Origin of the sequence: Pseudomonas sp. IPO3774 (assembly GCF_013386835.1) — a bacterium.
Classification (GTDB): domain Bacteria; phylum Pseudomonadota; class Gammaproteobacteria; order Pseudomonadales; family Pseudomonadaceae; genus Aquipseudomonas.
Window position 1 is genome coordinate 385 of sequence record NZ_JACAQY010000033.1, and the last position, 10,394, is coordinate 10,778.

Consider the following 10,394-nt stretch of genomic DNA (forward strand, 5'->3'; position numbering starts at 1 on the left):
GCTGTAAGAGCGGAACCAATATCAGCCATAACCGAAGAAACGGATATGTACTCAATCAACCCCGACCCACCTCAACATCCCTCCCCGAAGCCCCAATCCTGCGCAACAAAGGCAACACCTCCGCCCCCACATGAATCGACTCTTCCAGATGCGGAAACCCCGAGAGAATAAAGCTGTCCACCCCAAGCTGGTGATACTCCTCGATCCGCTCCGCCACCCGCTCATAACTCCCCACCAGCGCGGTCCCGGCCCCGCCCCGTACCAGGCCCACACCGGCCCAGAGGTTGGCCGAAACCTCCAGCTCCCGCGCCCCACGCCCACGGCCTTTCATCAACTCGGTCTGGCGACTCTGCCCCACCGATTCATACTTGGCCATCTGCCGCTGCGCCTGGTCAATGGCGTCCTTGGGTATCTCCTCCAACAGCCGCTCCACATGCGCCCAGGCCGCCTCGTCAGTGCGATCGGCAAAGATGTGCAAGCGCAACCCAAAGCGCAACGTCCGCCCCTGCATCGCGGCCAACTCACGCATCCGCAGCACCCGCTCGGCAATCATCGCCGGCGGCTCACACCACATCAGGTACGTCTGCCCATGGGCAGCCCCCACCTGCTCGGCAGCCTCGGAGGCACCCCCAAAATAGATCGCCGGCACCTCGGCCTCAGGCGCCACCGGCGTGTTGATCCCACTGCGGTAGTAGCGCCCCGGATGCGCCGGCTGCTTGCCAGCCCACACCGCCTGGAACACCTGCAAAAACTCCGCAGTACGCGCGTAACGCTCATCGTGTTCGAGAAAGTCCCCCAACGAACGCTGCTCAAAACGGCTGGACCCCGTCACCACATGCAACGCCAGGCGATTCTCGCTGAGCAATTGCAAGGTCGCCGCACGGTGGGCGGTATAGGCCGGCAGCTCCATGCCTGGTCGCAACGTCAGGAGGAATTTAAGCCGCCGCACCTCCTGGGCCAGCACCGCGGTAATCAGCCACGGATCCTCGAAACCGCTGGCGGTGGGCACCATGATCCCGTCGAACCCGGCCTGTTCGGTAGCCCGCACGATCTGGCGCAGGTAATCGAGGGTGGGGGCACGTTCGCCTTGCTGGAACAGCCCGACCTTGGGCAGGCCGCTGCTGGTGAGGTGGCGACCGTCGCCATTGGTGGGCAGGAACCAGTCGAGCTGGATCGGGGGGCGAACCTCAGTGTTCATGGTGCAGGCGCTCCTTGCGCAGGCCGTGTTGAAAAAGCAGCGGCAGGATCTGTTCACCAAAGCGCAGCACTTCGCCGACCGCCGGGCCGCCCTGCAGGATGATGTGGCCAAGGCCCAGGCCGTGCAGTTCCTGCAGGCGCGTGGCGATTTGGCGGGGCGTGCCCACCAGGATCAACGGTTGGCCAGGGTGCAGTTGCAGCAGGTTCGGGTGGATCTCCCACTGGCGCAACGGGTGACGGTCGCGGGGCACGGTGGCGATGCGGTGGTTGGGCAGGTCCTGGGTCGGCAGCAGGGCGGCGGCGGTTTCCCAGGCCAGGTCCTCGCTGTCGCCGATGACCAGGCCGAAGGTACAGGCAAAGGCCAGGCCCGGCTGAAGCTGGCGCCAGCGTTGTATTTCCTGGGCCAGCCACTGCGGATGCCCAGGCCGCAACAGGCAGACCTGGGCGTGGCCGGCCACCAGCGCGTGGCTTTGGCTGTCGTCCAGCACCAGTGGCGGCGCGGGCAGTTCGCGGCGGGCGACGCCGGCGTTTTCCAGTTGGAAATAGCGGCCTTGATAATCCAGGCCGCCGTCATTCGGTGCCAGCAGTTGTTGGAGAATCTCCAGGTATTCGCCGATGCGTTCGCTGCGCTGGTCGCGGTTCAGCCATTCGCCAAACGCACTGCGCAGGCTGCCTTGTTCGCCGTCGGGCAAGTGCAGGCGCACCCGGTGGCTGCTGATCGATTGCAGGCTTTGCAGGGTGGTGGCCAGGGCCGCCGGCAGCATGACTTCCGGCGGTACGCTCACCGACAATTGCACCCGTCGGGTGTGGGCGCACAACGCCGCCGCCACACCGAGGCTGTCGGCACACAGCGCGCCGCCGGGGATCCACAGGCCGTCGATGCCGGCGTATTCCACCGCCTGGGCCAGCTGGATCCACTGCCCCGGCCGCGCCGCCCAGTCGGGGGTACAGAGGGGCATCAACCAACTGAATTCAAGGGGCATACACGGGCTCCATAGTTTGGCATCAGCATCACGCGTCGTCGTAGCAGCTGTCGAGCCCCGGCGAGGCTGCGTTCGCGGTGTATCTGGCACACCGCTACGCAGCCTCGTTTCACTCGACAGCTGCTACGGGAGCTGACGCTTTCAGGGCGTTTGATCATCCTACTCTCGTCCTCGCCATCCGAGGGCCGGGGCGATGTCCCGGGCGATGATTTCCAGGCGCTTGAGGATCTGCGCCTGGGTCGAGCTTTCGGCCTGGACCACGGCGATCACGTAGTCAGCATAGGGCAGCAGGGACGGGTCCTGTTGCAGGCTGGCGATCACTTCGTCGGGATGGCCGTGGTGCACGTTCATCAGGCGCAGGTGCTCCTGCAGGTCCACGGCTTGATCAATCAGACCTTCGCGTTGCAGGCGCGGGATGTGGCGCTCGATATCCACCGCCAGTTCCGCTTGGGCACTGGCGCGATCCGCTGCCGGGAAAATTGCCCGCACCACGCCGATTCTCGGTGGGCGATCGGTGCGGGTCCAGGCATTCAAGTAGGCATCGGCCAGGGGTTTTTGCACCGTCAGCGGATCGTGGGTGGCGGTGCCCAGCAGCAAGCCGTTGCCCTGGCTGGCGGTGTATGCCGCGCCTTCGAGGCTGCCGTGGGAGTGCCACAAGCGGCTGCTCAAGCCGGTTGCTGGCGGTTGCAGGGTCAGCGCGCTGTGGGGCGTCAATGCCTCGCCGTCGAGTAACTGCTGGACCTGCTGCTGGTGTTCGCTGAAATCGACCTGGCGTTGCACGGCATCACGGCCAAACGCGCTGAAATTGTCGAGGTTGGCGCCGCCGCTGCCCAGGCCCAATTGCACCCGGCCGCCGCTGAGGGCATCGAGCACACTGGCGTCTTCCGCCAGGCGGATCGGGTCTTCGAAAGGCAGCACGATCACCCCGGTGCCCAGTTCGATATGCCGGGTTCGCTCGGCCACCGCCGCCAGCAGTACCAGCGGTGACGGCAGCCGGCCAAAGCCGTTGCTCAGGTGGTGCTGGGCAATCCAGCCACCGTCGAAACCGAGGGCCTCGGCGACTTCGAATTGTTCGATCAGGTCGCGGTAGACCTGCTGTGGATCGTCGCCAAAGGCGTGGCTGAGAAAGCCCAGTTTGAAGCTCATGTCAGGGTTCCTTGGGGCAGTGTCGGTTGCCAGCCCAGGGCCGGGGCGATCTGTTCGCGGATGATTTCCAGGGCACGGATCGCCTCCCGCAGCGGGGTGCTGGCGGTCTGTACTTGCAGCACCAGGTGGTCGTTGGCCGTCAGGCTCGGCCCTTGCTGCAACTGCTCGATGATCTGCTCGACCGGGCCGTGCAGGATGCCGAGGCGCCTGAGGGTGGCGTCGAAATCATCATCCACCGGCGCCTTGTACACGCCGATGCTCTGTTGGCGTTGCACGTAGGCCTGGATATCGTTGCGCGTGGCGGCGTCCGGGGTCGGGATCAGCGCCTGTACCCGGGTGACACGGGGCGGGGTGCCGTTGTCACCGGTCCAGGCGTTGCGATAGCGCTTGACCAGTTCTACCCCGGCTTCGGGCGGCAGGTGCGGGTTGGGCGCCATGATCAGGCCGTGGCCGCGCTCGGCCACCCGTTCCACCCGTGAGGTGGCTTCCCAGATTCGCTGCCCAAGGCCGGCCGTCCGTGGCAACAGGCGCGAGCCGCTGTCGGTCAGGGGGGCGTTGCCCAGGGCATGGATCAACTGTTGCAGGTGCTGCTCATAATCGCGGTGGCGCGCCTCAGGCTCACGACCGAATGCGGTGAACGTGTCGGGATCAAAACCCGCACCCAGGCCCAGCTCCAGCCGGCCATTGCTCAACAGGTCCAGCACCGAGGCGTCTTCCGCCAGGCGCAGCGGCGCTTCCTGGGGCAACACGATAATCCCGGTGCCCAGGCTGATCCGCCGGGTGCGCTGGGCGATGGCGGCAAGCAATACCAGGGGCGAGGGCAGGCGGCCGTTTTCGCTGGCGAAGTGGTGCTGCGCCACCCAGCCACTGTCAAAGCCCAGCTCTTCGGCGACCTTGAATAACTCCACGGTGTCGCGGTAGACCTTGGGCTCGAAGCCGGGGCTGTAGACCCGGCTGAGAAACCCCAGGGAAAAACGCGAACTCATGGCTGCACCTCGCGGGCCAGTTGTTTTTGCAGCGCCGGGCCGGCATTGATCGACTCAGGCAGGCCGCTGAACGGGCTGATGGTCAGGTAACCCTTGTTGAGCCATACCGCCTCATCCTGCTTCTGCTGCTCGGCGGTGGCGGCGGGGCTGTACTGGAAGCCGATGCCGGGTTTGCCCGGCAGCTTGAATTGCTTGAGGTCGTCGGTGTACACCGCTTCAAAGCCCACGTAGCTGCCGATGCGGGTGAGTTTCACGCCCTTGATCTCTGAGTCTTTTGGCAGGTTGATATTCAGGCCCAGGCCCTTGGGCAAGAGCGCGCCGTCGGGCTGGCGATGCTGGTCCAGGGCATTGACCAGTTTCGCCACCAGTTGCGCCGCGCGTTGTGGGTCTGCCTCCTTCAAATCGGTGCTGACCGCCAGCGCCGGAATGCCCGCCTGCACCGCGACACTGGCGACGTTGAACGTGCCGGAAGCGCTGTTGATCGCCCCCAGGTTATTCCCGGGGTTGGGGCCGACGATCACCAGGTCGGGGTGGGGCATGACTTTTTTCAGGCCCATCAGCAAGGCCATCACCGGCGTACCGCTGATCTCGATCTGCACGTCTTTGCCGGCGCATTCGGGGCTTTGGCACACGCCGTTTTCAGTGGTGCTGATGTAGTAACTGTCGGGGTAGGCCGGGTCGTCGTCATGGCCAACGGTGACTTCGCGACCAAAGAAAAACGCACCGCCCCGTGCGCTCTGGTCGGCCTGCGGCGCGGCAATCCGCACCGTATGCCCCTGGGCCTTGAGCTCGGTGTACAGGGCGCGAATATTGGGGTGCTGATAACCGTCGTCGTTGCTCAGCAAAATGTTCAGGGCAAAGGCCTTCGAGACGAACAGGCTGCCGACTGCCAGCATCCATGCGCTGCGCTTCATGGTGTGACTCCCTGGGTAAAGCGATTGGCCGGGCGCGGCAGGCCGAGGTTTTCCCGCAGGGTGGTGCCTTCGTATTCGGTGCGGAACAGCCCGCGTTGCTGCAGCAGTGGAATCACCTGCTCGACGAACAGGTCGATGCCACCCGGGAAGTACGGGAAGAACACGTTAAACCCGTCACAGGCACGGGCTTCGAACCACTGCTCGAAGAAGTCGGCAATGTCTTCGGCGGTGCCGATTATCGGGTTGCCGGCGGTCAGGTGCAGGTACAGCTGGCGGATACTCAGGTTCTGGCTGCGGGCCAGTTCCAGCAGTTTGTCGCGACGGCTGCCGCGCTGGCCTACCGGGGTTTCCGGCAGCGGGCCGTCGAGGTCGTAGCCCGACAGGTCGATGTCATCGCCCAGGGTGTCGGCCAGGAAACGCAGGCCCAGCACCGGGTCCACCAGGGCCTGGAACTCTTCGAACAGCGCCTGGGCCTGTTCGCGGGTTTCGCCAATAAACGGGGTGACACCGGGCAGGATCTTGATGTGGTCGGGGTCACGGCCAAAGGCGGCGGCGCGTTGCTTGATGTCTTGATAGAAAGCCTGGGCGCCGGCCAGGTCATGGTTGACCGCAAAAATCAGCTCGGCAACGCGGGCGGCGAGGGCCTTGCCGGGTTCCGACGCACCGGCCTGCACCAGCACCGGATGGCCCTGTGGAGGGCGGGCGACGTTGAGTGGGCCACGCACGGAAAAATGTTCGCCGCGATGATTCAGGGTGTGCAGTTTGGCCGGGTCGAAATACTCCCCGCTGGCCTTGTCGCGGGTGAAGGCGTCGTCGTCCCAGCTGTCCCACAGGCCCTTGACCACATCGTGGAATTCTTCGGCGCGCTGGTAGCGGTCGCCATGGTCGATATGGGTTTCGCGGCCGAAGTTCCAGGCCTCATCCGAGACCACCGAGGTCACCAGGTTCCAGGCGGCGCGCCCCTTGGACAGATGATCGAGGGAGGCGAACTTGCGGGCGATATGGTACGGCTCGTTGTAGCTGGTGGTGGCGGTGGCGATCAGGCCGATGTTGCTGGTGACGGCTGCTAAAGCGGCCATCAGGGTCAAGGGTTCGAAGTGTTCGGCGCGGGCAGTGCGGCTGAGGGCGTCATGATGATGGCCCCACAGGGCGACCACGTCGGCGACGAACAAGGCGTCGAATTTGCCGCGTTCGGCGGTTTGCGCGATGTGTTTGAAGTGCTCGAAATCCAGGCTGGCATCCGCCTGGGCCAGGGGATGGCGCCAGGCCGATACATGGTGGCCGCTGTTGGCCAGGAAGGCCCCCAGCTTGAGTTGATCGGTACGTCGGGTCATGGGCAGGCTCCCGCAAAAGGTCAGGCGCAGGGCCGGCGAACCGGCCCCGCGGGCTGGGTCAGAAGGCGTACGTCACGCCGGTGTACCAATAGCCACCGGTGGTGCCGTAAGGCGAAAAGGTACCGTACGGGAAGCCGCCGGAACTGCTTACCAGGTCGGTGCGTTTCGGGTACTTGTTGAACAGGTTGTTGGCCCCCGCATTCAGGGTCACGGCCTTGGTCAGGTGGTAGTCGATGTTCAGGTCGGTGATCCAGGTCGGCGCGAAGTTGCGGTCGTAGATCTCGGCGGTGCCGTACTCGGTGTAGGAGCCGTAGCGGGTCAGGTTGAGGCTGGTTTCAACCTTGTCGTAGGTCCAGGTGGTGCCCAGCAGCAGCTTGGATTGCGGCAAGCCGTACTTGAGGTTGCCCTGGCGCTGGCGGTCATAGCCACCGTCCGGGCCGAGGGCCTGGGCGGCCACGGTCGAGGCGTGGATCGAGTCGATCTGGGTGGTGTTCCAGTTGAAGCCGGCGCTGTATTTCAGGCTGCCATAGGCACCGATGTCCTGGCGGTAGTCGCCCACCAGGTCGACGCCGCGGGTGGTGGTGTCGAGGGCGTTGGTGAAGTAGGTCACCGCCTGGTTCGGGTTGAGCCCGGCGGCGGCGAGGATCGCGCTGATTTGCGGCGTGCCGCCCAGGTAACCGGTCTGGGCGATGCGGTCCTTGATCACGATCTGGTAGGCATCCAGGGTGATGTTGGTGTTGTCAGTGGGTTGCAGGGTCAGCCCGATGCTGTAGTTGGTCGACTTTTCAGGCTTGAGGGTGGTCGCGCCCAGGGCCTTGGCCACATCGGAGTTCACCGCCACGTTGCGGTAGTCGAACAGTTGCCCGTTGACGCTGGTTTGCGAGGTGGAGCTGTAGATCTGCTGGGCCAGGGACGGTGCGCGGAACCCGGTGCTGACGGTGCCGCGCAAGGCCAGGATCGGGGTCAGCTGGTAGCGGGTGGAGAACTTGCCGTTGGTGGTGGTGCCCGAGCCGTCGTTGTAGTGCTCGTAGCGCCCGGCCAGGTCCACGTGCCATTTGTCGGTGAGGTCCTGGCCGATCTCGCCGTAGCCCGCGAGGCTGATGCGGCTTTTTTCGGCGGCGTCGGCCGGGGTGGTACCGGCACCGGAAATGGTCCCGGGTGGAATGATCGCGCCGTTGGCACCGGTGTCGAAAGGCCCGCTGGCGTAGGAGGCGAGGTCACCCTTGCCGATCTTGTAGTCTTCGTAGCGCTGTTCCAGGCCCCAGGAAATCTGCGTCGGCTTGTACAGGCCGAGGTCGAAGGCGCGGGTCAGGTCGAGGTTGTTGGTCCACTGGCTGAAGGTTTTTACGCCGGTGTCGACCGAGGTCGGTGAGTTCGGGCCGTAGCTCAGGTTGTAGGTGTCGGTGAGGGTGGCCCGGGCATGGTCCTGGCCGTAGGTGCTCGACAGGTCATAGTCCCAGCCGGCGGCCTGGCCCTTGCCGCCAAACGCCACCTGGAAGTCGTCTTCGATGAAGCGCAGGTTGTCTTCGATACCTTCCGGGTACGGGGTCTGGATGCCGTTGAACGACGGCGGCTGGTGGAATGCCAGGGGCTTTTCCGAGTTGCGGTGGGTGTAGGTCGAGAACGAGTACAGGGTCAGCGCGTCGGCGACCGGCAGCTCGGCGTTGTAGCCGAGGCTGAAGTTCTTCGCCTCGGGCAAGCCGGTGCCGTAGTAGGTGTGGCGTTGGCTGGTGTTGCCGGCACTGTCGGTGTACGGCGCCGCATCGGAACGGTCCGAGACGTCCTGTTTCTTCACGTCCAGGGCGAGGTTGATGAAACCGTCGTTGGGCAGGGCCAGGCCGACATTGCCGGTTTGGCGCACGGTTTCGCCGTCGCCGTTTTCATAGTTCTGGCCGTAGGTGGTGGACAAGCTGCCGCCGTGGTCGGTTTGCTTGAGCACGATGTTGATCACGCCGCCGATGGCGTCCGACCCGTATTGCGCCGAGGCGCCGTCACGCAGGACTTCGATGTGATCCACCAGGGCGGTGGGGATCATGTCCAGGTCCACCGGTTGCGAGCCGGAGTTGAGGGAGGTGGCGTTGTTCAGCAGCGCGCTGTTGTGGCGGCGCTTGCCGTTGACCAGCACCAGCACCTGGTCGCCGTTCAAGCCGCGCAGGCTGATGGGGCGCACGATCGAGGTCGAACCGAAGCCCGACGAGGCCGGCTGGTTGAGGGACGGCAGCACCTTGCTCAAGGCACGGGTCAGGTCGCCCTGGCCGGTGGCGAGCAACTGCTTGGAAGAAATCACGTCCACCGGCGCCGGGCTGTCGGCCAGGGTGCGGGCCTGGCCACGGTTGCCGATGACCACGACGGTGTCCAGGGGGTTATCGCTGGCCGGGGCGTCGGCGGCGAGGATCAGGCTGCTGTAGCTGACGGCCTCGCACACGGCGAGGAACAACAGGGTATGGGCGAAAGCCTTGCCGGGTTGGCGGCGGCCTGCGGCGCGTGATGGATTCATGATGTGCAACACTCCAGTGTGGTTAGGCAACGGGCCTTGTTCGAGGACGGCTTGTTAAGTTCAAGCTCTGGTGGAGGCAGGAGAGCAAAGGCTGTGCCATCGCTGAAAAGTCTTGGATAACAAGGAGTTGTTGGAGGGGTTGCGGGGCGGGTGGTGTTTTTCTAACAGGCGGGAGGGCAGGGTGTTGGTTTTTGTGCAGGGGATTTTTTCGCGAAGCTGCTAGCGTACGCTGGGCCGGGGGAGCGCCTCCTTGGCACACCCCTTGCTCTCCCCACGCCATACCTAAACCCAAGGAAGCTTTTCTGTATGCCTAGACCTGGCCCGCGCAACGCCCTCACTGATATTCCCGGCCTGGAGGTTGGCCACGCCACAGACCTGTACGCCGACACCGGCGTCACGGTGATCCGCCCGGATGGTTTCTGGACTGCCAGTATCGACATTCGCGGTGGAGGCCCAGGTGGTCGCGAAACCGCGGCGCTGGAGCCGGAGAACATGGTGGGCCAGCTGCACGCGCTGGTGTTTGCCGGTGGCTCGGTGTTTGGCCTGGCGGCGGCGGATGCGGTGGCGGCGAAGTTGTCCCAGGACCAGGTGGGGTTGCATTTGAAGCCGGGTGCGCCGGCGATTCCTATCGTGCCGGCGGCGGTGTTGCATGATTTGGCGAATGGCGGGGACAAGGATTGGGGCCTGGAGCCACCTTACCGGCGGCTGGGGTTTGAGGCGCTGGCCAATGCCGGTCCGGAGTTTGAGCTGGGATCTGTCGGGGCCGGACGTGGGGCCATGGCGGGGGTGTTGAAAGGCGGGCTGGGGACGGCGTCCCTGGATTTGGGCGATGGGTTGGTGGTTGCCGCGTTGGTGGTGGCTAACCCGATTGGTTCGGTCTACATGCCGGATGGCGAGACGTTCTGGGCGTGGCCCTGGGAGGTGGCGGGGGAGTTTGGCGGGGCGCGGCCGGTGACGGAGATGGATTGCAGTGATCCGATGCCGGAGTTGTCGCGGCTGGATTCCATGGGGCGTCTGCAAGCGGGGGCCAATACCACGCTGGTGGTGGTGGCGAGTACGGCGCGGTTGACGGTGGCGGAGTGCAAGCGGGTGGCGATCATGGCGCAGGACGGGATTGCCCGGGCGGTGCGGCCAGCGCATTTGCCGTTTGATGGGGATACGGTTTTTGCGTTGGCTTCGGGGGCAGTGGAGGTGGCGGATGGGCCTCGGCGGCAGGTGGAGATTGGGCGGATTGGGTCGGCGGCGGCTGATTGTGTGGCTCGGTCGATTGCTCGGGGGGTGTTTGCTGCGCGGGGTTAGGGTGGGGTGTATATCCGTTACTCCGCGGGCCGCCGCGA

At 65.0% G+C, this 10,394-nt stretch carries 8 protein-coding genes; 1 reads left to right on the forward strand and 7 read right to left on the reverse strand.

What is annotated here, in order from left to right; genetic code table 11:
• Positions 1-55: 55 nt before the first annotated feature.
• The 7 genes from HYE77_RS18155 to HYE77_RS18185 all read right to left on the reverse strand — a co-directional run bounded on the left by HYE77_RS18155 (position 56) and on the right by HYE77_RS18185 (position 9,057).
• A complete protein-coding gene (locus HYE77_RS18155) occupies positions 56-1,198 on the reverse strand; it encodes an LLM class flavin-dependent oxidoreductase (RefSeq protein ID WP_177069086.1) in 1,143 nt (380 codons plus the stop codon).
• Positions 1,188-2,180, reverse strand: coding sequence for an LLM class flavin-dependent oxidoreductase (locus HYE77_RS18160; RefSeq protein WP_087695234.1), 993 nt, complete (start codon positions 2,178-2,180; stop codon positions 1,188-1,190). Before HYE77_RS18160 ends, HYE77_RS18155 begins: the two co-directional genes overlap by 11 nt.
• A 159-nt stretch (positions 2,181-2,339) precedes the next feature.
• Positions 2,340-3,326, reverse strand: a complete 987-nt coding sequence (locus HYE77_RS18165; RefSeq protein WP_177055655.1) for an LLM class flavin-dependent oxidoreductase — start codon at positions 3,324-3,326, stop codon at positions 2,340-2,342.
• Positions 3,323-4,312 carry an LLM class flavin-dependent oxidoreductase gene (locus HYE77_RS18170; RefSeq protein ID WP_177069087.1) on the reverse strand — a complete coding sequence of 330 codons (990 nt, stop codon included), beginning with the start codon at positions 4,310-4,312 and terminating at the stop codon, positions 3,323-3,325. Before HYE77_RS18170 ends, HYE77_RS18165 begins: the two co-directional genes overlap by 4 nt.
• Positions 4,309-5,226, reverse strand: coding sequence for a 5'/3'-nucleotidase SurE (locus tag HYE77_RS18175; RefSeq protein WP_177069088.1), 918 nt, complete (start codon positions 5,224-5,226; stop codon positions 4,309-4,311). Before HYE77_RS18175 ends, HYE77_RS18170 begins: the two co-directional genes overlap by 4 nt.
• A complete protein-coding gene (locus tag HYE77_RS18180; RefSeq protein WP_003218618.1) occupies positions 5,223-6,560 on the reverse strand; it encodes an LLM class flavin-dependent oxidoreductase in 1,338 nt (445 codons plus the stop codon). Before HYE77_RS18180 ends, HYE77_RS18175 begins: the two co-directional genes overlap by 4 nt.
• 58 nt (positions 6,561-6,618) lie before the next feature.
• Positions 6,619-9,057 carry a TonB-dependent siderophore receptor gene (locus HYE77_RS18185; RefSeq protein WP_177069089.1) on the reverse strand — a complete coding sequence of 813 codons (2,439 nt, stop codon included), beginning with the start codon at positions 9,055-9,057 and terminating at the stop codon, positions 6,619-6,621.
• Positions 9,058-9,363: 306 nt separating this feature from the next.
• On the opposite strand from HYE77_RS18185, the gene HYE77_RS18190 reads away from it, so the two are divergent.
• Entirely contained in the window at positions 9,364-10,356 is a 993-nt protein-coding gene (locus HYE77_RS18190; RefSeq protein WP_003218615.1) for a P1 family peptidase, read from the forward strand.
• Positions 10,357-10,394: the final 38 nt, after the last annotated feature.

Coding starts and splice junctions, on each gene's coding strand:
- HYE77_RS18160 (WP_087695234.1), bottom strand. CDS start 2,180: ATGCCCCTTGAATTCAGTTGGTTGATGCCCCTCTGTACCCCCGACTGG.
- HYE77_RS18170 (WP_177069087.1), bottom strand. CDS start 4,312: ATGAGTTCGCGTTTTTCCCTGGGGTTTCTCAGCCGGGTCTACAGCCCC.
- HYE77_RS18175 (WP_177069088.1), bottom strand. CDS start 5,226: ATGAAGCGCAGCGCATGGATGCTGGCAGTCGGCAGCCTGTTCGTCTCG.
- HYE77_RS18180 (WP_003218618.1), bottom strand. CDS start 6,560: ATGACCCGACGTACCGATCAACTCAAGCTGGGGGCCTTCCTGGCCAAC.
- HYE77_RS18185 (WP_177069089.1), bottom strand. CDS start 9,057: ATGAATCCATCACGCGCCGCAGGCCGCCGCCAACCCGGCAAGGCTTTC.
- HYE77_RS18165 (WP_177055655.1), bottom strand. CDS start 3,326: ATGAGCTTCAAACTGGGCTTTCTCAGCCACGCCTTTGGCGACGATCCA.
- HYE77_RS18155 (WP_177069086.1), bottom strand. CDS start 1,198: ATGAACACTGAGGTTCGCCCCCCGATCCAGCTCGACTGGTTCCTGCCC.
- HYE77_RS18190 (WP_003218615.1), top strand. CDS start 9,364: ATGCCTAGACCTGGCCCGCGCAACGCCCTCACTGATATTCCCGGCCTG.